The organism is Thalassovita litoralis (assembly GCF_900182725.1).
Taxonomy (GTDB): domain Bacteria; phylum Pseudomonadota; class Alphaproteobacteria; order Rhodobacterales; family Rhodobacteraceae; genus Thalassobius; species Thalassobius litoralis.
Window position 1 is genome coordinate 232,128 of the sequence record NZ_FXTO01000001.1, and the last position, 24,431, is coordinate 256,558.

The window sequence follows — 24,431 nt, forward strand, 5'->3', positions numbered from 1 at the left end:
CTGTCGTTGATACGTCAGCGCCTCGGTTGCTCCAAGCCCTAGAGGCCGGAAATCTGCACCCCGGCCTGTTGCATCCCCTGAACCGCTGCGGCCAGCGATCCGTCCAGATCAATAGCCCGGCACAGATCGGCCCGGACCTGCACCTGAAACCCCAGCTTTGCCGCATCCACCGCCGAATAATTCACGCAAAAATCCGTGGCCAGCCCCACCATCACCAGACGGTCAACGCCACGGCTGCGCAAATACCCCTCTAACCCGGTTGGGGTGGTGTGATCGTTTTCAAAAAAGGCTGAATAGCTGTCGATCCCACGGCGGAACCCCTTGCGGATGATCAGTTCCGCCCGGTCCACGGCCAGATCAGGATGAAACCCCGCCCCATCCGTGCCCTGAATGCAATGATCCGGCCACAACACCTGTGGGCCATAGGGCATGTCGATCAGCGAAAACGGCGCGGCCCCGTCATGCTGCGACGCAAAGGATGAATGATTTGCCGGGTGCCAATCCTGCGTCAGCACCACGGCATCCGCCTGCGCCATCAGCGCATTGATCCCCGGCACGATCTGATCGCCCCCGGCCACGGCAAGCGCCCCGCCGGGGCAGAAATCAGTTTGGACATCAATCACGATCAGGGCTTCGGACATGGTAATTCTCCTTTACTCAAAGGGGTAGGGCGCGCTTCCGTCCACGTCAATGATCGCACTTGCGACATCGCCCGCACATGCGTAAATCGCGTTATATGTATATCGTCTGCGCTCTGTATCACTTCACCCCGTTCCCGGATCACGCTGCATTGCGCGACCCGCTGCTGAGCCTTGCCAAATCCAACGGCGTGACCGGCACACTGCTATTGGCCAAGGAAGGGATCAATGGCACCATCGCGGGATCGCGTCAGGGGATTGATGCGATGCTGGCCCATATCCGCGCCCTGCCCGGCTGTGCCGATCTGGACTGGAAAGAAAGCACCGCCGCCGATCAGCCCTTTGCCCGGATGAAGGTAAAGCTGAAAAAGGAAATCGTGACGCTGGGCCAGCCCGACGTGGACCCCCGCGCCAAAGTGGGCCATTACGTAGAGCCGCAGGATTGGAACGATCTGATCCGCAGCCCCGATGTGGCGCTGATCGACACCCGCAACGAATATGAAATTGCTATCGGCACATTCGAAGGCGCGATTGATCCCGAAACCACCAGCTTTCGTGAATTCCCCGCATGGTGGGAAGCCAACAAAGAGCGGTTCCACAATAAACGTATCGCCATGTTCTGCACCGGCGGCATCCGTTGTGAAAAATCCACCAACTACCTGTTGGGGCTGGGGGTCGAAGATGTGTACCACCTCAAGGGCGGTATCCTGAAATATCTGGAAGAGGTGCCGCAGGATGACAGCACTTGGCAGGGCGAATGCTTTGTCTTTGACGGGCGTGTATCGGTGGGGCACGGCCTGACCGAAGGCCCCCATATCCTGTGCCACGCCTGCCGCCGCCCGATCCTGCCGGAAGACACCAAACGCCCCGAATACGAAAAGGGCGTATCCTGCCATCATTGCATTACGGAAACCACGGATCAGGACAAAGCGCGCTTTCGCGAACGCGAAAAACAAATCGCATTGGCCAAAACCCGTGGCGAAACCCATCTGGGTGGGGAAACCGGCGTCTAATCCCCCGGCATAAGGGTCATGCGCCGCCCTGCTGGCTCTTTCTTGGTAAAAATATCCACTGCGGGCGCTGTCCACGCAGAAAACGCCGATGGGGTGCGTTAATCCCCGCTGATCCGGCCGCGCAACGCCTTGACCTCGCCGCGCTGTTTCTTGGCTTCGATCCGGCGGCGCTGGCTGGCCTTGGTGGGTTTGGTCGGGATGCGGCGCTTGGGTTTGTGGGTCGCCTGTTCGATCAGCTCGGCCAATCGCTGCCGCACGATTTCCCGGTTGCGAGACTGGCTGCGGGTTTCATCGCATTGCAGGATAATCGCGCCCTCTTTGGTCCAGCGGCGACCGGCCAGACGTTTCAGCCGGGCCTTTACCGGACCGGACAACGATGGGCTGCGCTCCGCCTCGAACCGCAATTCAACGGCGGTGCTGACCTTGTTCACGTTCTGCCCGCCGGGGCCAGAGGCGCGAATGAACTGCTCGGTCAATTCCCAGTCCTGAATGGTGATGTCGTCGGTGATACGCATGGCGGTTGTCTTTGGTCGGCTGGCCCTGTTTGGCACGATACCCCGAACACATCGGGGGCAAAATCCAAAAGGGCCGCCCTTTCGGTGCGGCCCTCAGAGATTTAAGGAGGTGGCCCGGTTAGATGGTCACCAATCAAGAGTTTTCCTGCCCAAGGGCTGCCTCAGGCGGTTATCCTCCGGACTGTCCCAACACCATTCTCCATGATCCCATTAGACACTAGAGCACCTCCTTTCTGATGTTTCGATAGCATCAGGTTTGCACAGAAATGCCGAATGTCAAAACAAAATCATGTGGTGCGCGGGATAAGTGCCCCCACGATGATGCGGAACGGCAAAAGTGCCACCAAAGCGAGCGAAAGTTTCACCAGCCAGTCCGCAAAGCCAAGCGAAACCCAAAGCGGCACCATCGGGCCAGCGCCCAGCAGCGGCAGCGCCTCGGTTGCCCAGGACACATCGTTGGACGGCTCCAGCCCGGTCAGCACGGCAGAAAAAGCGATGGTGAAAAAGATCGCTGTATCCAGCGAGGACCCAACCAAGGTAGAGGCCAGCGGCGCACGCCACCATGATCCATCACGCAGGCGGTCGAACACGGCGATGTCCACCAGTTGCGCGGTCAGGAACGCCAAACCAGAGCCAAGCGCGATGCGCAGCGTGACTGCCGGATAGGTGTAACCGTCGCCTTGCAGCATGATTTGCGTGCCGATCAGCGAACAGATGACGCCAACGACAAAACCAGCCACAACCACCTTGCGGGCGGGGCCAGCGCCATAGACGCGGTTCATCACATCCGTGACCAAAAAGGCGAAGGGATAGGTAAATGCCCCCCATGTCAGCCATTGGCCGAACAGGAACTGGACAAGGATATTAGAGGCCACCACAACAGCGGCCATGGCAATAATGCCGGGTATATGAGTGCGGTTCATTTCTCTTGATCCGTTTTTACATGGTAGCGGCGACATGGTTCCCGACCATCGGGAACGGGCGGCGTTTAGTCCTTTGCGCCCTTGTTGGCAAGGATTTTCGGCACCACGTATTCGACAACCTGATTGGGCAGAACCGGCAGGAAATTGTCGTCAGACACCATCGTCAGCCGGATCGCGCCCTGCCCATCGCGCCAAACGGACAGCCCCTCCAGATTACCGTGACGCCCCTGACGGGTGGTCAGGATGATCAGCGGATCATACAGCGCATCGGGTCCGATAGCATAGGATCGGATGCGACTGGCAAAGCCTAAGCCCTTGAAATGGCGTTCCAGAATATATAGCCGCCGATCGGGACCAACATCCGCCCCAACCGGCAGGAAGCCCCGATTTCGGGCATAACCCGGCAAGGCGGTCCAACCCTGCGCATCCAGCCGATAAACCGGCGTTGGCTGACGCCGCCGCCAGATCCGTTCCGGCAGGGCGTAGAGCGTCCCGGCGGCGTCAATCGCCAATGCCTCCATCCCGCCATTGCTGGGAAAAGAAACAAACAGGTCCGAGGTAAAGCGACGTTGGGCAACGGGTTTCCCCGCCGCATAGCTCAGGATTCTGTTCTGCCCCTCGAAGCTGACGTAAAGCGTACCATCCGGGGCCAGCGCCGCGCCTTCGGCATCGTTGCCTTTGCCGCGCACCGGGGTGCCGCCTGTCGTCAGCAATGGGCGCACCGGGTCTGTTTGCACACCCGCCAGATGCCCGTCAGCACGCAACAACCGCCCGCGCAGAACATACCCACGATCTGAAATCGCCAAAAAGACAGCGCCATTTTCCGAAACCTCGACCCCGGAAAAGCCCCCTGAATTGCTGCGGTTGGCAGGCAGATCAATCGCCCGGTCAAACTGCGCCGGGCCGATTTCATCCAATGGCGCAAACTGTAACCACGCGCCCCCTGCCAGCGCCGCTATTGCGATTGCAAAACGTTGACGCATTGGCCCGGCAGGTCGTTCATTGTCAGCTCGCGGCGCGGTTTCGGCTTGGGCGCGTTTGGATCACGCGGTTTGGGGTGCAGGATGTCATAGACCCATTGTTCCGCATCCGCACAACCATCACCGGGCGGCGGCGCGGGCTGGTTCGTGCAAGTACTGGCCCCAGCCGGACAATTCAGCCGAACATGGAAATGGTAATGATGCCCCCACCAAGGGCGGACCTTGCGCAGCCAGGACCGATCCCCGGTTTCATCCTTGCACATCTGCACCTTTGCGCCGGGAAAGATAAAGATGCGGGACACGCGGGGGTCTTGGGCAGCGGCTTTGATCAGGTCGTGATGCTGGTGGGTCCAGCCATCGTTCACATAAGCCCCATTCGAGCGGCGCAGGGATATGGATGACAGGCTTTCACGTTCCGCGCGGGACAGGTTCAGCCGTTTGGGTGGCAACAGCCAGATATCCGCATCCATACCGATCTGGTGGCTGGCATGTCCGGTCAGCATCGGGCCACCGCGCGGTTGGCTAAGATCACCAACATACAGACCCTTCCACCCTGGCAGGCGGGCAGCCTTGGCAGACAGGTCTGTGACGAAATCCACTGTTTCCGGGTAGGCCCAGTTGCGGTTGCGGCCCAGCCGCATCGCCTGCCATGTAGGGCCGGTTTCCGGCAGTTGCATACCACCTGCCATGCACCCCTTGGCATAGCTGCCAAAAGGTTCCGCTGGTTGTGCGGACCCGCGATCCTGCGCCCCGAACAGGGACTTGGCCGTAACCCCGCGCATCGCTTTGGGAATTTCCTGTTGCGACGACAGCCGCAATTCCTTGGTCGCTGTGGGGGCGGAATCCCCCCCACAAGCAGCCAGCAAGGCAGTAACGAAAATCAGGCAGAACTGTCGGACCATTGCGCGCGGTTCCCTTCGGGTTTGACCCAGCGTAGCAGGATCAGCCCAATAAGGAAAAGCACGATAAGCGGGGTTACGCCCAACTGTTGGCTTTGTGTCACCGCTGTCATCACCCCGATGGACAGGGGGGCGATAAATGATGTCGCCTTGCCCGCCAGCGCATAAAGACCAAAGGCTTCGGTCATTTTTTCGGGGTTGGCCTGACGCACCATCATTGTCCGGCTGGCGGATTGAATGACACCCCCCGCCGCACCGATCAGCGCCCCAAGGATATAGAACGTAATATCCGGCAGCCGAGATTCAGGACCGACCGGGATGCCATACACGCTGTCACGAGCCACGAACACGATAGAAACCGCGACAAAGGCCAATACCAGAATGCAGATGGTAATCACCGGCTTGGGGCCGAATTTTTCATCGGCACGCCCGCCTAACCATGCAAAAATCGCCCCCGAAATGATAGCCAATATGCCGAAAATCCCGGTGTCAACGACGCTCCACCCCAGAACACCGGCGGCGTAGATGCCACCGAACACATACATCCCATTCAGCGCATCGCGATAAAACATCGACGATGCCAGATAGGCGAACAAAGACGGCGTTTTCGGCAGGTTTTTTAGGGTCTTTCCCACCTCTTTCAGGGCTTTGGAAACGGCCCCTTTGGGTGGTTTTGCCGGTTTCGGATCACGCACCCACAGAAAGAAGGGGATCATGAAAACGGCATACCAGATCGCAGTCAACGGCCCCACGAAACGCGTGCCTTCGCGGGCGGCAGGGTCCAGCCCCAGCGCCGGGGATAACCCGACAAAGGTTTTCCCGGTGGTCGCGCTTTCGGCAAAAAACACCAGCATGATCACCAGCGCGAACAACCCACCAACATAGCCAAAGGCCCAGCCATTGCCGGAAATGCGGCCGATCTCTTCCTCGGTCCCCAGATCGGGCAGCATCGAATTGGTGAAAATCGTGGCAAATTCCATCCCGATCATGCCGATGGCGAACAGCAGCAAGGTCAGGGTCAGGTTGAAATGCCCCGGCGCGGCCCACCACAGGCCAAAAGCCCCAACGACATACAGCCCCGAAAACAGCCAAATCCAGCGCAGGCGATTGCCCGAAGTATCCGCCATTGCGCCCAGAATGGGGGCCAGAATGGCAATCACGAACCCGGCGGCCCCGATCCCGAAGCCCCATGCCGATTGCGCCGCCGTGCCATCGCCCAGCAATTCCTTGATATAAGGAGCAAAGATAAAAGTGATCAGCAGTGTGTTATAGGGCTGGCTTGCCCAGTCAAAGAAAAACCAACCCCAAATGCGCTTGCGCATGTTCTGCCTCGTCCAGTACTCATCCCGTTAAGGTGGTTATGACAGGCGAATTGTAACGCTGGCAAGTCAATCCTGCATTGGGGGCCACGGGCGCATGTCTTCACCCTCGATCCATTTGGCGATCCATGCGGGTGTTTCCACCTGCGGCACCTGCCCCATAATATCCAGCACCACGGTATCCGGCGCGACAATCCCGGATTTTCCGGTAACAGCAGTGCGATAGACAATATGGTTGGCGCATTCGCCATCCTTTTTCCACATCGACTGTTCGATATATATAAACCGATTGTCCCAGCACACCGCACGGGACCGCATTTCGATCACTTCAAACACCCGAATGCGACGGCGATACCGCACACAAGCCCCCGCCATCGTCATGCCCCAGCCATTGCGCTTCATCGCGGCCAACAGTCCCGCGCGTTTGGCCAAAATCATGCGGCCCAGATCATACAATGTCAGCGTGCGCCCATTGTTCAGTTCCATCCACAAATCAATATCCCACGGCATACACATATGATGGGACACATGGGTGCCGTTGAAGGGCAGTTTCGGGGCATTGCGGAATTTGGTGAATTCTTTGACGAACCGGGCGATTGGGTACATAAAAAGCTCCTTTCCTATTCGGATGTCGCCCCGGTTAAAAACCGTCAAGGTAAACCACACGTCAAACGCTTGCCCTTTTGGGTTCAGGTGCTTACCTGTGAGGCGATCAAAGGAAAGGCCTTGCTTATGTTGTCGCTGTTTCAAATCCTGATGATGGTGCTGGATGTCGTGTGGTACATCATTCTGGCGCATGTCATCATGAGCTGGTTGATCAATTTTCAGGTGTTGAATCTGCGGCAACAGTTCGTGGCCCAAATCTGGTACGGCCTGAACCGCATTCTGGAACCGCTTTATGGCCCGATCCGCCGTATCCTGCCGCCGATGGGTGGCATGGATCTGGCCCCGCTGGTGGTGATGCTGGGCGTCTTTGCGCTGCGGATCATTCTGGTGAATAATATGGCGATGTTCTATTGATCCTGCCCTTGCCCCACTAGCATTGGTGTGGGAAAACCTCTGACAAAGCAAATGTAGCCAAGCAGAGGCAAATGACAGGCGCCCAGCACTATCTGAAAGAGGTCTTTGGCTTCGATGCCTTCCGTGATGGACAGGCCGAGGTGGTGCAGGCCGTGGCCGAGGGCCAGAACGTGCTGGCCATCATGCCAACGGGCGGCGGCAAATCGCTGTGCTATCAACTGCCCGCGCTGATGCGGGATGGGGTGACGGTGGTGATTTCGCCGCTGATTGCCCTGATGCGCGATCAGGTCCGGGCGCTGCGCGAAGCCGGGGTCGAAGCCGGGGCGCTGACCAGCGGCAACACCCCCGAAGAAACCGAAGCCGTATGGGACGCGCTAGAGGCCGGGCGGCTGAAGATGCTGTATATCGCGCCGGAACGGTTATCCGCCGGGTCCGCGCTGGGAATGTTACGGCGGATCGGCGTCAGCATGATCGCCGTGGACGAGGCCCATTGCGTCAGCCAGTGGGGCCATGATTTCCGGCCCGATTATCTGCGGATCGGGGAATTGCGGCGGGCGCTAAACGTGCCTTTGGCGGCGTTTACCGCAACAGCAGATGCCGAAACCCGCGCTGAAATCGTGGAACGCCTGTTTGACGGGCAAGCACCGCAAACCTTTTTGCGGGGGTTTGATCGGCCCAATATCCATCTGGCCTTTGCCGCGAAAAACGCCCCCCGGCAGCAGATTTTGAACTTTGCCGCCGCCCGCAAGGGGCAATCCGGGATCGTGTATTGCGGCACCCGGTCGAAAACCGAAACGCTGGCGCGGGCGCTGCGCGAGGCGGGGCATTCCGCCTGTCATTACCACGGTGGCATGGACCCGGATGACCGCCGCCACACCGAAACCCGGTTCCAGCAAGAGGACGGGCTGATCGTTGTTGCCACGGTTGCCTTTGGCATGGGGGTGGATAAGCCCGATATTCGTTGGGTGGCCCATGCCGATCTGCCCAAATCCATCGAAGCCTATTATCAGGAAATCGGTCGCGCTGGCCGCGATGGTGCGCCCGCCGAAACACTGACGCTGTTCGGACCCGACGACATCCGCCTGCGCCGCGCCCAGATTGACGAAGGATTGGCCCCGCCTGAACGCCGGATTGCCGATCACGCCCGCCTGAATGCGCTGCTGGGGCTGGCCGAGGCGCTGAAATGCCGCCGGGCCACTTTGCTGCGGTATTTCGGGGAAACCGATGTAACCTGTGGCAACTGTGATCTGTGCGACACCCCGCCCGAGGTTTTCGACGGCACTCAGCCCGTGCGCATGGCGTTGTCTGCGATCCTGCGGACCGACGAATGGTATGGGTCAGGCCATCTGATCGACATTTTACTGGGCAACCTGACGGACCGTATCCGCGAAAAGGGGCATGATACGCTGCCCACCTTTGGCGTTGGGCGCGAGTATGATAAACGTCAATGGCAAGCGATTTTCCGGCAGATGATGGGGCATGACCTGATCCGCCCCAACCCTGATCGGCTTGGTGCGCTGACCATGACAGAAACCGCCCGCCCGATCCTGCGCGGCGAGGAAGAGATTGACCTGCGGCGCGACACCATCCGCGATGCCCCCCGCCGCCCGGCGGTGAAGGCGCTGGTTTCCGACGAAGATGCACCGCTGCTATCGGCGCTAAAAGCCAAACGCCGGGCGCTGGCCGAGGCCGCGAATGTCCCCGCCTATGTGATTTTCAACGACCGCACGCTGATTGAAATGGCGGAAAACCGTCCCGCCACGCTGGACCAGATGGCCGGGATCAGCGGCGTGGGTGCGAAGAAGCTGGAACGCTACGGCGATACATTTCTGGCGGTGATCACTGGCGCGGCCGAGGCCGTTCACCCGATGCGCCGGAAACTAGCCGGGCGCGATGCGGGCGGGGTTTATGATCGCTTGCTAGAGGTGCAGGCCGAATTGTCCCGCGGTCAGGACGGGGTGGAAAAACCGCTGTCGTGTTCCGCGTCGCTACTGGCGAAAGTCGCGCAAATTCGGCCACAGGATCAGGGCGCGATGGCCCGGTTGCTGGGCGACCGGCGGGCGGATCGGTTTGGCGCGGCCTTTCTGGACGTTCTGCGCGAAGCGGGTTAGAAGCATTCTAAACCATAATGTCAGGAGCTGCCCCGATGCTGATCGTCGTTTCCCCGGCCAAGAAGATGGATATGAAACCCGTTGACGGGATCACCCCAACCCAACCGGATTTCGCGGATCGGGCGGCGGAATTGGCGGGCGTGGCGCGGGATTTGTCAGTGGGCGATTTGCAAAAGCTGATGCACATCAGCGAAAATCTGGCGAAGCTGAATTATGACCGTTTCCGTGATTTCGGGGACATGGAAAAAAAGCCCGCCGCGCTGGCCTTTGCCGGGGATACCTATGTCGGGCTAGAGGCGGGAACGCTGGAACCCGAGGAAATGGAATGGGCGCAGCGCCATTTCCGTATCCTGTCCGGGTTGTATGGCCTGCTGCGTCCGCTGGATGAAATTCAGCCCTATCGGCTGGAAATGGGCAGCCGCCTGAAAACACCGCGCGGCAAATCGCTGTATGACTATTGGGGCAGCGATATTGCCAAGGCGCTGAATGCGCAGGGGGACGCGATTGGGGCGAATGTTCTGGTGAATTGCGCCAGTCAGGAATATTTCGGGGCCGTCGATCTGGCCGCGCTGAACCTACGCGTCATCACCCCGGTTTTCATGGAAGAAAAAGCCGGGGAACCGAAAATCGTCAGCTTCTACGCTAAACGGGCGCGGGGGGCGATGGCGCGGTATATCATCCAACGCCGCCTGACTGACCCCGCCAGCCTGACCGAGTTTGACACAGGCGGGTATCGATTCAGCGCCGATCTGTCCGAAGCGGATAAGCTGGTCTTTGTCCGGCCTGCTCAGGTCGCTAACGCGGCCTGATCTTCCGGCGGGAGGTGCGGCGCAAGCGCGCCATCAGGGCGATGATCTGTCAGGGCTTGTAAAATCTCTGCCTTGCGTAGGGGTTTCGTCAGGTAAAAATCCAGCCCCGCCTGCAAGATACCTTCGCTGTCACCATCCATCGCATGTGCTGTCATGGCAAAGATCGGGACATGGTGGCCCGTGGTTTTTTCAAGCTGCCGAATGGCGCGGGTTGCTTCCTTACCATCCATGCCCGGCATGGAAATATCCATGAACACCAGATCGGGGGCAAAATCGCGGTAAAGCGTCACCGCCTCTTCCCCGTTTTCGGCGAACCGCAGGTCAATCTGTGCATCCTTGACCATTTTGCTGAAAACCAGCCGGTTGGTCCGGTTATCTTCGGCGGCCAGAACGCGCATCAAACGGTCATCGGGCAAAACCGTGGGGGTTAGTTCGGCTTCCGGGGCGTCGATATCCGCCCCCAGCGCCTGCAACCGGGCGAAAAGTTCACGCCGGGGGGTGGGTTTTTGCAGGATAGCTTGCAGATATTGTTTACCTGCTTCCATTTCCGCATAGGTGGAATTGGAACTGAACAGCAGGATTGGCACGTCTGATCCGGTTTCACGAATGGCGCAGGCCAGTTCAATCCCATCCATGCCCGGCATGTTATGGTCCGTCAGCACAACGTCAAACGTATCGTCCAATACGCTCAGCGCCTCGGCTCCGCTGGCACAGCATTGGGTTTCAATGCCCAGAATTTCCATCTGTTTTGCCAGAATTTCCCGGTTCACCGACAGGTCATCCACGATCAACGCTTTTTTCAACCGTTCCGGCAGGATCGGGGCGACATCGGAAATCGTTTCCGTTGCGGGCAGGGTGATACGGAACCCAAAGCTGGAACCGACCCCATATTCGGAATCGACCCAGATATTCCCATCCATCAGATTAATCAGGCGCTGGGTGATCGCCAGCCCCAACCCAGTGCCTTCAAATTTGCGGTTTCGTTCATCTTCAACCTGATTGAATTCACCAAAAATATGATCGACCTTGTCCGCAGGAATGCCAATGCCCGTGTCTTCGATCGTGACATGGATATGGGTGTCAGGGCTGTCACCCGGCTGCACCCCGACGACACGCACCAGAACGTGACCCTCTTGGGTGAACTTCACCGCGTTGCCCAAAAGATTGGTCAGCACTTGGCGAATACGGCCCGGATCGCCCACAAACATCGTGGGCAGGAACAGATCATAGTCCACAAGCAGGTCGATTTTTTTATCCCGCGCCAACGGTTGCAACAGCATCACGATTTCATGGATACAGCGTTCCAGATCAAACGGTTCGGGGTGCAGGACCAGCTTTTTCGCCTCGATCTTGGAATAATCCAGCACATCGTTGATGATGACCAGCAGCGCCTCGCCCGAGTTTTTGATGGTGTTGACGAAAAGCTGCTGTTCGCGTGACAGCGGCGTATCGGCCAACAGTTCAGCCATGCCCACCACGCCATTCATCGGGGTGCGGATTTCGTGGCTCATATTCGCCAAAAAGGCAGATTTAGCGCGGCTTGCAGCTTCGGCTTTGGCGCGGGCTTCTTTCAATTCCTTTTCGTAGCGAACGGTTTCCGTGATATCCAGCGCCAGACTGACCACATCACCCCCATGCCCCCGCTGGTCGATCAGCTTGATATAGGTATTGTTCCACAACCGGATCACCACCGCAGGCGGCGACGGCGTTTCCCAGCGTTTCTGCATCATCGCCCGCCAGTTCGCGGGATCGTATTCACCGATATTGATGATCCCCTCCTCGGTCATCAATTGCAGGATACGCGTATAATGAACGCCGGGGGCCACCTCCTCCAGCCCGTCAAAAACAGACAGGTATGCGCGATTGGCAGCAATCATACGGCTGTCCACGTCGAAAAAGGCAAAACCGTCCTGAATGGTTTCGATGGAATGCCACAAACGGCGTTCGGCGATTTCCACCTTCTGATGCGCCACGTTCAGGTCCGATTTGACCTGTTGATTTTCATTGCGGATCGTTTCCACCTGCGCACGGGTGGAAACGATTTCTTCGGACAAGGCACGCGCATGACGCCCCAGCTTTTGATTGGCCGCGAACAGTTCTGCCTGTTTCAGTTCCAGCAACCGTTCAGCGGCCAGTCTGGCGCGTCTTTCTTCGGCCAGCTTTTGCGCAAGGCTCATGGTTCAACCCCAGAGATTCAGAATCGCTTTGCCTCAGATTTGGCGGCAGAGCGTGAACATACGCTTAAAAAACGTGATCGCGCCGTGACGGCTGAATCATTGATTTCACGCGCCCCCCCATGCCACCATCCCCCCATTGTTGAAGGAGAAAATTCATGCGCCGCATTTTTCTGGCCGCTTTGACGGCATTGATTGGCATCGCCCCGGCCTTTGCTGCGGATGAAATGCCGGACAAACGCCTGATTGTCACAAGCAACGTGGATTTCTACGGCGCTGATCTGAATTCGTTGTTCGACACGACCTATCAGGCCTGTGTGAATCTGTGCCTGTCGAACGATCAGTGCCGGGCCTTTACGTTCAACAACCGTTCCAAATCCTGTTTTGCAAAATCCTCGGTCAGCGAAAAGAAACCCTATGATGGCGCATGGTCCGCCGAGGTGGTGCCAGTTTCCGATACGGCCAAGAAACTGGCCGCAAAACGGGCGAAGGATCTGGGGTTCTTCAATGATTATGACATCAAGACCGCCCGCGATCAGGCGCAACAGATCGGCGGCACGCATCCCTCGGGGCAATATACGCCGGACATGTTGATCGACGCCGCCGCATCCAGCAGGGCCGCGCAGGATTGGCTAAACGCGATGCGTTGGACCGGCGCGGCGGTATCCCATCTGGACCGCAGCGATTTGTGGGCGGAATATGCCCGGCTGAATCTGCTGATTGACACAAAAAACAGCTCTGAGCGGCGCAAATACACAGCACGCGCGCGACTGGCATCCATCAACGCCTATCTGCGGGCTGACAGCGTGGCGCAACAGGTCAGTGCCTTGCAGGTGATGGCCGATGCGCTGGAACGCTATGGCGCGGGGCGCGATATGGTGCGTGCGTTGCGATTGGCCGAAGGGCTGCAACCGAACCGACAGGATATTCAGGACGCGCTCGATGCCGCGATTGCCAAATACGGGTTCCGCATCACCGAACATCAGGTAGAAAACGATCTGGCCACGCCGCGCATCTGTGCGGAATTTTCCGAAGATCTGGTCAAAACCGGCGTGGATTACAGCACCTATGTGCGCCTGCCTGCCGCCGATATGGCCGTGCAGGCCAGCGGCACCCGGCTGTGCCTCGAAGGGGTGGAACATGGCAGCCGTTACCGCGTGACCTTCCGCGAGGGACTGCCAGCGCAAAGCGGTGAAAAGCTGATCAAGGATGTAGAGCTGAACCTGTACGTCCGGGATCGCACGCCATCGGTAAAATTCCCCGGTCGCGGCTATGTTCTGCCGCGTAGTGATGACGCGGGCCTGCCGATTGAAACGGTGAACCTGTCCTCGGTCGATCTGAAACTACGCCGCGTCAGCGACCGCAACTTGCTGCGCGCCATTCAGGACAGCTATTTCGGGCGCCCGCTGAGCAGTTGGGAAGAACGCAATTTTTCCGAAGAAATCGCCGAAGATGTATGGCAAGGCACTGGTCAGGTACAGCAAGAGCTGAACCGCGACATGACCACCCGCCTGCCGATGGGTGACATCATTCGCGACCTGCCCGCCGGGATTTACGCACTGTCCGCCGCCGTGCCGGGGGCCGATCCCTATGACAATCCGGGGGCAACACAATGGTTCGTGCTGTCTGATCTGGGTATCAGCAGCCTGTCCGGTGTGGACGGGTTGCATGTGTTTGTCCGGTCGCTGCAATCCGCTGCGGCCAAGGATGGGGTACAGGTGTCGCTGCTGTCCGCAGCCAACCGGGTGTTGGGCACCGTCCAAACCGATGCAGATGGCCACGCTGTATTCGCCGGGGGGCTGACCCGTGGCACGGGCGGGGCCGCACCCGCGCTGTTGGTGGTGGAACAGGGTGATCAGGACATTGCCTTTTTGTCCCTGAAAGACCCGGCTTTTGATTTGTCGGATCGTGGGGTCGAAGGGCGTGAACCCAGCCCGCCGATTGACGTTTTCCTAACCACGGATCGCGGGGCATACCGGGCGGGCGAAACCGTCTATGCCACGGCGCTGGCGCGTGATGGCGTGGCCAAGGCATTGCCGGGCCTGCCGCTGACCGCAATCCTGACCCGCCCCGATGGGGTGGAATATGCCCGCCACCTGTCTGCTCAGGATACCGTTGGGGGCCATGTGTTCCAAATGCCATTAGGCAGCACCGTCCCACGCGGCACATGGAAGCTGGAAGTAAAGGCCGATATCGAAGCCGCTCCGCTGACCACCGCCAAGTTTCTGGTCGAGGATTTCCTGCCCGAGCGGATTGATTTTGACCTGACCCTGCCCGAGGGCACACTGCGCCTGTCGGATGCACCAGATATTCAGGTATCGGCCCGCTATCTGTTCGGTGCCCCCGGCGCGGGGCTAAAGGCCGAAGGGCTGATCACCCTGTCAGAAACCGATACGCTGGACGGGTTCCCCGGCTACCAATTCGGGCGCTATGACACGCGGTTCAGCCCGCGCACGGAATATTCCGACGGTGGCACCACAGACGCGCAGGGCAATACCACGATCCCGATTGCGGTAGGCGATATAACCGGGGCAGACGGCCCCCTGACCGCCCGCATCACCGTGAACATGTACGAAGGATCGGGCCGCCCGGTGCAGCGCAACATCACCCGCACCGTTGCCCCGGACAAACCGCTGATCGGGATCAAGCCGTTGTTTGATGGCGTGATCCCCGAAGGCACCGAAGCTACGCTTCAGGTATTGGCGCTGTCCCCCGCCCTGACCCCAACCGCGATGAATGTCCGCTGGACCGTGAACCGGGTGGAACGCCGTTACCAGTGGTATCAGCAATATGGCAACTGGGACTGGGAACCGATCACGACCCGCAAACGCATTGCCAGCGGCGATGCAACGCTGGGCGCGGAACCGCTGCCGCTAAGCGCCGATGTGGATTGGGGGAACTATGAACTGGTGGTCGAAAGTCTGGACGATCCCAGCGTTTCGGCGTCGGCCAGTTTTTATGCCGGTTGGTATGCCCCTGCCGATGTGACCACCACACCCGACACTCTGGAATTGTCACTGGACCGGCCCGATTACCGTTCGGGCGATACGGCGCAACTGCGGCTGGTGCCACGCTATGCCGGAACCGCGCTAATCACCGTATTGTCCAACCGCGTGATCGCCATGAAAACCGTCGAGGTCAGCGAAGGTGAAAACCTGATCCCGCTGGCGGTAACGGATGAATGGGGGGCGGGGGCTTATGTTACCGCATCTGTCATTCGGCCAATGGATGTGGCGGCGGGGCATAACCCGGCGCGGTCGATGGGACTGTCCTATGCCAAGATCGACCCGGCGGAAAAGCAACTGAACGTCAGCTTTGACGCCCCGGCGGAATCCGATCCGCGCGGCACATTGTCGGCTGCGGTACAGGTGGATGGCATTGCGCCGGGCGAAACCGCTTATGTCACCGTGGCGGCTGTGGATCTGGGCATTCTGAACCTGACCGGGTTCCAATCGCCCGCCCCGTCAGACCACTATTTCGGGCAGCGCCGTCTGGGCGTGGAAATCCGCGATGTTTATGGTCGCCTGATTGATGGCATGAATGGCGCGATGGGACAGGTGCGATCCGGTGGCGACGGATCGTCGGGCGCACGGTTCCAATCGCCCCCCCCGACCGAAGAATTGGTGGCCTTCTTTTCCGGACCTGTGCAAGTCGGCCCGGATGGCCGCGCCAACGTGGTCTTTGAGATGCCCGCCTTTAACGGCACCGTCCGCCTGATGGCCGTAGCATGGAGCAATACCGCCGTCGGACAGGCCGAAGCAGATGTTCTGGTGCGTGATCCGGTTGTGGTTACGGCCAGTCTGCCGCGTTTCCTGTCGCCCGACGACACATCCCGCCTGCTGCTGGAAGTGGTCCACGCCACCGGCCCGGCGGGCCGCATGGGGCTGGATGTTTCGGCTGATGGTGTCACCCTGACAGGGATGGTGCCATCGGGGCTGGATCTGGCGGACAAGGGCAAACAGGTACTAAGCCTGCCCATCACTGCGGGCGCTGTGGGTGATCACACGATCCGCATCGCACTGACCACCCCCGCCGGACGACAGTTGGTCAAAGACCTGATCGTGCCAGTGCGCCAGAACGATCCCGCGATTTCCACCACGCGGCGGTTCGATCTGGCCGCTGGGGATACGTTTACGCTGGATGATAACGTATTCGCCGAATTGCGGGCAGGCACCGGGCAGGCCACCTTTACCGCCGGTCCGCTGGCGGCGCTGAACACACCGGCCCTGCTGGCGGCGTTGAACCGCTATCCCTATGGCTGCACCGAACAAGTCACCAGTCAGGCGATGCCGCTGCTGTATCTGTCCTCGGTCGCGCAGGCGATGGGGCTGGGGAACCGGATCGACATCGACAAACGCGTTGATCAGGCGATCGAACGGGTGCTGACCCGACAATCCTCGGGCGGTGGGTTTGGTCTGTGGTCAGCGGATTCGGGTGATTTATGGCTGGATGCCTATGTGTCGGACTTCCTGTCCCGCGCCCGCGCCGAAGGGCATCCTGTGCCTGATCTGGCTTTCCGTCTGGCGATGGATAACCTGCGGAACCGGATTAACTATGCCTCGGATTTCGATAGCGGCGGACAGGAACTGGCCTATGCGCTGATGGTGCTGGCCCGCGAAGGCGCCGCCTCCATGAGCGATCTGCGCTATTATGCGGATGTGAAGGGCGACGCCTTTGCCACGCCGATGGCAGCGGCACAACTGGGCGCGGCGCTGGCGTTTTATGGCGATCAGACCCGCGCGGATGCGATGTTTACCCGCGCGGCCCGGATGATACAGCCGGATGAACAAACCCCGGTCTGGCGGGCGGATTACGGCACCCACCTGCGTGACGCCGCCGCCGTTCTGTCACTGGCGGTCGAGGCTGGCAGCACCGCCGTAAACCCCGCCGCGCTGGCCGGGCGGATCGGCAGCGCCGGGCGCAACCTGTCCACACAGGAAAGCGTCTGGGCGCTGATGGCCGCTCATGCGATGGTTCAGGACCCCGGTGTGTCCGGGCTGGAAATTGACGGCGAACCCGCCACCGGCCCATTGGTCCGCATGTTTGACGCACAGGTGGGCCAACCCGTTGCCGTGCGCAATACCCGCGCCACCCCGGTTCAGATCACCCTGACCACCACCGGCGTTCCCGACACCCCGACACAGGCGGGCGGGTATGGCTATGCGATCAAGCGGGATTACTATACCCCCGATGGCACGCCGCGCACACTGGATCAGGTGAAAACCGGCGACCGGATCGTGGTTGTTCTGACCGTCACCCCTTTTGAAAAGGCGGGGGCGCGGCTGATGGTCAATGACCCGCTGCCAGCGGGGCTGGAGATTGACAACCCGAACCTGCTACGGTCCGGCGATATTCGGGAAATGGCGTGGCTGGACCCGGCCTATACCGAAACCGCTGAATTCCGGGCGGATCGGTTTATGGCTGCGGTGAACTGGACCTCGGACAAGCCATTCCAACTGGCCTATATCGTGCGGGCGATTTCACCGGGGCAGTTCCACCACCCGGCGGCCACGGTCGAAGATATGTACCGCCCACAATATGCGGCCAATACCGCAGCCGGTCAGGTGGTCATCGCGGAATGAGGCGCTTTGCCCCCTTTGTCATCGTCGCGGTCCTTTTGGTGGGGGCCGCGGCACGGGATGCGCTGGACGATTGGGTGAACCGCACCGATCTGCCCGTTACCGCCGTGGCGCATTCCGCCGAAATCCGGGATCGGAACGGAACACTGCTGCGGGCCTATACGGTGGCGGATGGGTTGTGGCGCTTGCCTGTCACGATGGATCAGGTCGACCCGCAATTCCTGCGGATGCTGGTCGCATACGAGGACGGACGGTTTTATGACCATCCCGGCGTGGATGGCTGGGCCGTAGCGCGGGCGGCGGGGCAGGCAATCCTGAACGGGCGTATCGTTTCGGGGGGATCGACCCTGACGATGCAGGTGGCCCGCCTGCTGGAAAACGGTCCCACTGGGGCATGGTCCGGCAAGCTGCGGCAGCTTCGGCTGGCGCTGGCGCTGGAACGGCGCTTCAGCAAAACCGACATCCTGAACCTGTACCTGTCCCTTGCCCCCTATGGCGGCAATATCGAAGGCATCCGCGCCGCCACGCTAACGTGGTTTGGCAAGGAACCCGCCCGCCTGACCCCGGCGCAATCCGCGCTGTTGGTTGCCTTGCCACAATCCCCCGAAGCCCGCCGCCCGGATCGGCCCGGCAACACGGCGCTTGCCGCGCGGGATCGGGTGCTGGACCGGATGCACCGCGCCGGGGTTTTGACCGATGAAGCCCTGCACACGGCCCGGATGGCCCCCGTGCCGACAGTACGCCGCCCCTTTCCTGCGCTGGCCCCGCATCTGTCAGACCGCGTATTGGCCGACGCCCCGGATCGACAACGCCATGACGTGACACTGGACGCCACGCTTCAGGCGAAACTGGAAAGGCTGGCCAGCGATGCGTTGCGCGGGAAGCAGGCTGAATTATCCATTGGTATTCTGGCGGCTGAAATAGCGACAGGCGATATTCTGGCCTCGGTCGGATCGGGGGGATATGCGCCCGGACAGGGGCAGGGTTTCGTGGATATGACGCGGGCGCTGCGGTCCCCTGGATCGACGCTGAAACCGCTGGTGTATGCGATGGCCTTCGATCAGGGTTTGGCCCATCCTGAAACGCTGATTGACGACCGTCCCGTTAGCTTTGGGGCCTATGCCCCGCAGAATTTCGACGGGCATTTCCGGGGGGAAATCAAGGTTGCCGACGCCCTGCGCCAATCGCTGAACATTCCTGTGGTGCTGCTGACAGACCAGATCGGCCCCTTGCGCCTGATGGCAGCACTGCGACGGTCGGGGGCATCCCCTGCTCTGCCCGGTGGCAAACCGGGGCTGGCGGTGGCCTTGGGCGGTGTTGGTGTCACGCTTGCCGATCTGGTGCAGCTTTATGCTGGTCTGGCAAATAACGGACAGGCCGTCACGCTGCACGCACAGGGCGGCCCTGTTCCCGGCCCGCGAATCGTCAGCCGGTCAGCGGCGTGGCAAGTAGGGCATATCCTGTCTGGCATGACCCCACCGCCCGGCGCCCCGGCGAACCGACTGGCCTATAAAACCGGAACGTCCTATGGGCACCGCGATGCCTGGGCGATTGGGTTTGACGGCAAACATGTGATTGGCGTCTGGATTGGCCGCCCCGATGGCACCCCGGTTCCCGGCGCATTCGGGGGTGATATTGCCGCCCCTGTCCTGTTTGACGCATTCCAGCGGTTGAAACCGCAATTGGATGCGCTGGCCCCGCCGCCGCCTGAAACCTTGCTGGTCAGCGCCGCGCTGCTGCCGCAACCGCTGAAACGGTTCCGGGGGCGGAACGCGGTATTCGCACAGGAACCAGATGCCCCAAAACTGGCCTTTCCCCCCGATGGGGCGCGGCTGCCGTTGAATGATACCGGGCTGGTCGTCAAACTGCGCGATGGTATTCCGCCCTTTACCGTTCTGGCAGATGGCAAGCCCCTGCTGACCGGCAACCGTACCCGAGAGGTCGCCCTGTATGGGATCGGCAAGGGGTTTGTCACCCTGTCCGTGATTGACGCAAAAGGCCGGTCCGACAGGGTGAATATCCGGGTCGATTAAACGGAAAAAGGGCGGGGAAATCCCCGCCCTTTCCGCATATATTACCGTATGGATCAGATACGTTCGATCGCTAGCGCGATACCCTGACCGCCACCGATGCACATGGTGATCAGCGCCTTGGACCCGCCAATCCGTTCCAGTTCGTACAAGGCTTTGACAGTGACCAAAGACCCGGTTGCGCCAATCGGGTGCCCAAGGGCGATTGCGCCGCCGTTCGGGTTTACCTTGGCCACATCCAGACCCAGACCGTTGTTCACGGCAATCGCCTGCGCGGCGAAGGCTTCGTTGGATTCGATCACGTCGAAATCGCTGATGCTCAGGCCGGTTTTCGCCAGCAGTTTTTCCACTGCGGGAACCGGACCAATGCCCATGACCTCGGGGCGGACACCGGCATGGGCGTAGCCCAGAATACGCGCCTTGGGTTTCAGGCCCGCTTTTTCAGCGGCATCGGCTCGCGCCAGAACAATAGCCGACGCCCCGTCATTCAGACCCGAGGCATTCCCTGCCGTCACCAAACCGTCCTTGCGGAAGGCGGGGCGCAGTTTTGCCAGACCTTCGGCTGTGGTGGGCTTGGGGTGTTCGTCCGTGTCAAAGGCAACCATGTCGCGCTTGACCTTCACCTGCACGGGAACGATCTGCGATTTGAAATGCCCGGCGGCAATGGCGGCGGCGGCGCGGTTCTGGCTTTCCAGCGCAAAGGCATCCATCTGGTCGCGGGTCACGTTATGTTCACAGGCCACGTTTTCAGCGGTGACGCCCATGTGACCAGTGCCAAACGGGCAGTGCAGCGCGCCCAGCATCATGTCGATGGTGTTCACGTCGCCCATTTTCTGACCCCAACGCTGGGCCGGAACGATATAGGGGGCGCGGCTCATGCTTTCGGCACCACCGGCAACGGCGAAATCCGCATCACCCAGCATCAGCGATTGTGCCGCCGAAACGATGGCCTGCGCACCGGACCCGCACAGGCGGTTCACGTTCATGGCAGGGGTGCTGTCGGGGATGCCTGCCTCGATGGCGGCAACGCGGGACACATACATGTCACGGGGCTCGGTGTTGATCACATGGCCAAACACCACATGACCAATCTGGCCCGGTTCGACCCCGGCGCGGGACAGCGCCTCTTTGGTGACGATGGCGCCCAGTTCAGTCGGAGCAACGCCAGCCAGCGCCCCCCCGAAGGTTCCGATTGCGGTGCGCACACCGTCCAGAATTACGATATCTGACATAAGTCCTCTCCCTCAGTTAGCGGATTTGCGCGAAGCCTAACCGATGCTGCACTGCAACAACAGAAAAACGTATCGTCACATCGTCTGGCGATCTATTGGTTCCAGCGGCATCCGCCCAAAGGCATCCAGCGTCCAGACCCCGCCATTTTCAAAAACCGCCGCCGTAATCGGGCGATCATAGCCCGCCCCACTGTCCAGATTAACCCGGTTGCCGCGATGTTCAGCGATTTCAACCGCGGAATGACCATGCACCACCAGCCACGGGTACGGGCGCGGGTCTTCCAGAAATTCGCCCCTGATCCACATCATATCATCGCGGTTTTGTTGCTCCAGCGGCAGGCCGGGGCGGATACCCGCGTGAACGAACAACAGATCCCCCAACAGCAGATGGCTGGGCAGCTCGCGCAGAAATTCCACATGTTCGGGTGGCACCGCACGGCGGGCATCGTCCCACAGCGCAGCAGGATCACGATCCAGCCCCCCGATCCCGTAAGACGCCAGCGTGGGCAAGCCACCAATGCGCGGCCCGTGCCACGGAACCCCGGATTTCACGCGCGGGTCATGCACCGCCCCGCTGTCCATGAACCCAACAAACAAATCGTCGTGGTTGCCGGTCAGAACGGTCCAATCCCGGCCTTGTGCCTGACCTTCGATCAGGCATTCAATCACCTGACGGCTGCCTGTCCCACGATCCACCAAATCGCCCAGAAATACGATCTTCGCATCTGTGCCGCCGTCTTTTTCGATCTGCCGAAGCGCCCTTTGCAACATGTCGAACTGGCCGTGAATATCGCCAACGGCGTAAACGGGTGGGGTGGTCATCGGGCGCTCCTTTCCGGGTTTGGCCGCACCCTAGGAGCAGGCGTGACGGATTGTCCATCCCATGTCCGGCATTTCGAATGCCCCACAGGACGCGATCGGTTTTACCCCCAAACAGATTTTCCGAAATTAAAGGGGTCAACAAACACAGATCAATTGATACATTTCGAATATCAAATTTTTAATGAAGCTTCGTCCAACGAAGCCCCGCTTGGTTCGTAACGATTGCAAAGCAGTTTTATCAATCCCCCGTCAGTCGATGGCTGGCGGGACGGTTACACCAACAAGGAGAATAATAAATGAAGGGTATTGCGTTTTACTTCATGGTATTGGCGGTTGTTTCCGTTGTGTTGGGTATGGTCTGGGGTATCCAGATGTCCGCCACCCAAAACCACAGCCTGTCCCCGGCACATGCGCACCTGAACCTGATCGGCTGGGTGTCTATGGCGCTGTTTGCGATTTACTATCATCTGGTCCCCAGCGCGGCCCAAGGTATGTTGCCCAAGCTTCACCTGCTGGTCGCGGTTGTGGGGCTGGGAACAATCGTTCCCGGCATCGTCATGGCCCTGACACAACAGGGCGAGACCCTGGCCAAGATCGGCTCAATCCTGACGCTGGTTTCGATGCTGATGTTTCTGGCGGTTGTTGTCACCAGCCGGGGCCGCGCCTGACACCCGATCAAACGAAAACCCCGCCCGGCAAAACCGGACGGGGTGAAATTCAATCAGATCGAAGGGATCAAACCGCGTCGAATTCCAGCGGTTTGATCTGCTTGAACAGACCAGTGGCCGCCAGTTCCGCCTGAACGTTTTGGTCAAGCGAGCCATCCAGATACAGGATAGCAATCGCTTCACCGCCCGCTTTGGCCCGGCCCAGCGTGAAGTTGGCGATGTTCACGCCATGTTTGCCCAGCACGCCGCCCAGCGTCCCGATGATACCCGGCACGTCTTCGTTCGTGGTGTACAGCATGTGTTCGCCCACTTCGGCGTCAATGTTGATGCCCTTGATCTGGATGAAGCGCGGCTTACCATCGCTGAACACGGTGCCAGCAATGGAACGTTCACGTTTGTCGGTCACAACGGTGACTTTGACATACCCCTCGAACGCGCCCGATTTGTCCTGATTGGTGGTGCTGATCTGGATGCCGCGCTCTTTGGCGACAACCGGGGCCGACACCATGTTCACGTCGGGGTTGGATTTCTTCATGATCCCCGCCACGACCGAACAGTTCAGCGCGGGCAGGTTCATGTCAGCAACAATACCGTCATACAGGATGTTGATGGCTTTGATCGGCTCATCCGTCAACTGACCGATGAAGCTGCCCAGATTGCCCGCCAGTTTCACCCACGGCCCCATGACCTTGGCTTCTTCGGCAGTCATCGACGGCAGGTTCAGCGCGTTTTCAACGGCACCGTCCAGCAGATAGTTCGACATCTGTTCAGCCACTTGCAGGGCCACGTTTTCCTGCGCTTCGGTGGTCGACGCGCCCAAGTGCGGGGTGCAAACCACGTTCGGCAGGTTGAACAGGACGTTTTCGGTGGCGGGTTCCACAGCGAACACATCGAACGCCGCACCGGCGACGTGGCCGGATTTCAGCAGTTCTGCCAAGGCTTCTTCGTCCACCAGACCACCACGGGCGCAGTTGATGATGCGAACACCCTTCTTGGTTTTCAGCAGGTTTTCTTTCGACAGAATGTTGCGGGTGCCATCGGTCAGCGGCACGTGCAGGGTGATGAAATCAGAACGCTTCAGCAGATCGTCCAGTTCTACCTTTTCCACGCCCATCTTGTCGGCCTTTTCTTCCGACAGGAAGGGGTCAAACGCGATGACCTTCATTTTCAGACCCTTGGCGCGGTCGCAAACGATACCGCCAATGTTCCCGGCACCGATCACGCCCAGCGTTTTCGCGGTCAGCTCAACGCCCATGAACTTGGACTTTTCCCACTTGCCCGCATGGGTCGAAGCCGATGCTTCGGGGATCTGGCGGGCCACGGCGAACATCATCGCAATCGCATGTTCTGCGGTGGTGATCATGTTGCCAAACGGTGTGTTCATGACGATCACACCTTTTTTCGACGCGGCTTCCTTGTCCACGTTGTCGGTGCCGATCCCGGCGCGGCCCACCACTTTCAGGCGGGTGGCTTTTTCCAGCAGGCTGGGGGTCACTTTGGTGGCGGAACGGATCGCCAGACCATCATATTCACCGATTGCTTCGGCCAGTGCATCTTTGTCTTTGCCCAGCTCGGGGCGGAAATCCACCTCGATCCCGCGGTCGCGGAAAATCTGAACGGCGGTTTCGGACAGTTTGTCAGAGACGAGAACTTTGGGAGCCATGATTTTGGTCCTTCAAGAATAAAGAGAGGGAAGGAA

Annotated in this window: 18 protein-coding genes; 7 read left to right on the forward strand and 11 right to left on the reverse strand. The window is 59.8% G+C overall.

What is annotated here, in order from left to right:
- Positions 1-38: 38 nt before the first annotated feature.
- Entirely contained in the window at positions 39-641 is a 603-nt protein-coding gene (gene pncA, locus FN828_RS01140; protein ID WP_142491540.1) for a bifunctional nicotinamidase/pyrazinamidase, read from the reverse strand.
- Between the two features lie 95 nt (positions 642-736).
- Here pncA and trhO point away from each other — a divergent pair, with 95 nt between their 5' ends.
- A complete protein-coding gene (gene trhO, locus FN828_RS01145; protein WP_142491767.1) occupies positions 737-1,651 on the forward strand; it encodes an oxygen-dependent tRNA uridine(34) hydroxylase TrhO in 915 nt (304 codons plus the stop codon).
- A gap of 98 nt (positions 1,652-1,749) precedes the next feature.
- Here trhO and arfB read toward each other — a convergent pair whose 3' ends face one another.
- The 6 genes from arfB to FN828_RS01175 all read right to left on the reverse strand — a co-directional run bounded on the left by arfB (position 1,750) and on the right by FN828_RS01175 (position 6,893).
- Positions 1,750-2,166 carry an alternative ribosome rescue aminoacyl-tRNA hydrolase ArfB gene (arfB, locus tag FN828_RS01150; protein ID WP_142491541.1) on the reverse strand — a complete coding sequence of 139 codons (417 nt, stop codon included), beginning with the start codon at positions 2,164-2,166 and terminating at the stop codon, positions 1,750-1,752.
- A 287-nt stretch (positions 2,167-2,453) separates the two neighbouring features.
- On the reverse strand, positions 2,454-3,089 hold the full coding sequence (locus tag FN828_RS01155) for a queuosine precursor transporter (RefSeq protein WP_142491542.1): 636 nt from the start codon (positions 3,087-3,089) through the stop codon (positions 2,454-2,456).
- 65 nt (positions 3,090-3,154) lie between these two features.
- Positions 3,155-4,072: an esterase-like activity of phytase family protein gene (locus tag FN828_RS01160; RefSeq protein WP_142491543.1), complete on the reverse strand. Its 918-nt coding sequence runs from the start codon at positions 4,070-4,072 to the stop codon at positions 3,155-3,157.
- Positions 4,045-4,971, reverse strand: coding sequence for a penicillin-insensitive murein endopeptidase (gene mepA, locus FN828_RS01165; RefSeq protein ID WP_142491544.1), 927 nt, complete (start codon positions 4,969-4,971; stop codon positions 4,045-4,047). The genes FN828_RS01160 and mepA overlap by 28 nt, the downstream gene beginning before the upstream one ends.
- On the reverse strand, positions 4,950-6,290 hold the full coding sequence (locus FN828_RS01170) for an MFS transporter (RefSeq protein WP_142491545.1): 1,341 nt from the start codon (positions 6,288-6,290) through the stop codon (positions 4,950-4,952). The genes mepA and FN828_RS01170 overlap by 22 nt, the downstream gene beginning before the upstream one ends.
- Before the next feature lie 66 nt (positions 6,291-6,356).
- A complete protein-coding gene (locus tag FN828_RS01175; protein WP_142491546.1) occupies positions 6,357-6,893 on the reverse strand; it encodes an acyl-CoA thioesterase in 537 nt (178 codons plus the stop codon).
- Positions 6,894-7,019: 126 nt separating this feature from the next.
- Here FN828_RS01175 and FN828_RS01180 point away from each other — a divergent pair, with 126 nt between their 5' ends.
- The 3 genes from FN828_RS01180 (at position 7,020) to yaaA (ending at position 10,227) form a co-directional block, all read left to right on the forward strand.
- Positions 7,020-7,307, forward strand: coding sequence for a YggT family protein (locus FN828_RS01180; protein WP_142491547.1), 288 nt, complete (start codon positions 7,020-7,022; stop codon positions 7,305-7,307).
- 71 nt (positions 7,308-7,378) lie between these two features.
- On the forward strand, positions 7,379-9,418 hold the full coding sequence (gene recQ, locus FN828_RS01185) for a DNA helicase RecQ (protein WP_142491548.1): 2,040 nt from the start codon (positions 7,379-7,381) through the stop codon (positions 9,416-9,418).
- 35 nt (positions 9,419-9,453) lie between these two features.
- A complete protein-coding gene (gene yaaA, locus FN828_RS01190) occupies positions 9,454-10,227 on the forward strand; it encodes a peroxide stress protein YaaA (protein WP_142491549.1) in 774 nt (257 codons plus the stop codon).
- On the opposite strand, the gene FN828_RS01195 is transcribed toward yaaA, so the two are convergent.
- Positions 10,206-12,404 carry a response regulator gene (locus FN828_RS01195; protein ID WP_142491550.1) on the reverse strand — a complete coding sequence of 733 codons (2,199 nt, stop codon included), beginning with the start codon at positions 12,402-12,404 and terminating at the stop codon, positions 10,206-10,208. The genes yaaA and FN828_RS01195 overlap by 22 nt on opposite strands.
- A 155-nt stretch (positions 12,405-12,559) precedes the next feature.
- Between FN828_RS01195 and FN828_RS01200 the strand changes: the two genes are divergently transcribed.
- Together FN828_RS01200 and pbpC are read left to right on the forward strand one after the other, a co-directional pair.
- A complete protein-coding gene (locus tag FN828_RS01200) occupies positions 12,560-17,983 on the forward strand; it encodes an alpha-2-macroglobulin family protein (RefSeq protein WP_142491551.1) in 5,424 nt (1,807 codons plus the stop codon).
- Complete coding sequence (gene pbpC, locus FN828_RS01205) at positions 17,980-20,013, forward strand: penicillin-binding protein 1C (protein WP_142491552.1); 2,034 nt, start codon at positions 17,980-17,982, stop codon at positions 20,011-20,013. Before FN828_RS01200 ends, pbpC begins: the two co-directional genes overlap by 4 nt.
- A gap of 53 nt (positions 20,014-20,066) precedes the next feature.
- Here the strand turns inward: pbpC and FN828_RS01210 are convergent, their stop codons facing one another.
- Complete coding sequence (locus tag FN828_RS01210) at positions 20,067-21,242, reverse strand: acetyl-CoA C-acyltransferase family protein (RefSeq protein ID WP_142491553.1); 1,176 nt, start codon at positions 21,240-21,242, stop codon at positions 20,067-20,069.
- Between the two features lie 75 nt (positions 21,243-21,317).
- Positions 21,318-22,064, reverse strand: a complete 747-nt coding sequence (locus tag FN828_RS01215; RefSeq protein ID WP_142491554.1) for a metallophosphoesterase family protein — start codon at positions 22,062-22,064, stop codon at positions 21,318-21,320.
- Positions 22,065-22,360: 296 nt separating this feature from the next.
- Between FN828_RS01215 and FN828_RS01220 the strand changes: the two genes are divergently transcribed.
- Positions 22,361-22,732 (forward strand): hypothetical protein, encoded by a 372-nt coding sequence (locus FN828_RS01220; RefSeq protein WP_142491555.1) that lies wholly within the window; start codon positions 22,361-22,363, stop codon positions 22,730-22,732.
- Positions 22,733-22,799: 67 nt separating this feature from the next.
- Here FN828_RS01220 and serA read toward each other — a convergent pair whose 3' ends face one another.
- Positions 22,800-24,395 carry a phosphoglycerate dehydrogenase gene (gene serA, locus FN828_RS01225; RefSeq protein WP_142491556.1) on the reverse strand — a complete coding sequence of 532 codons (1,596 nt, stop codon included), beginning with the start codon at positions 24,393-24,395 and terminating at the stop codon, positions 22,800-22,802.
- Positions 24,396-24,431 lie beyond the last annotated feature (36 nt).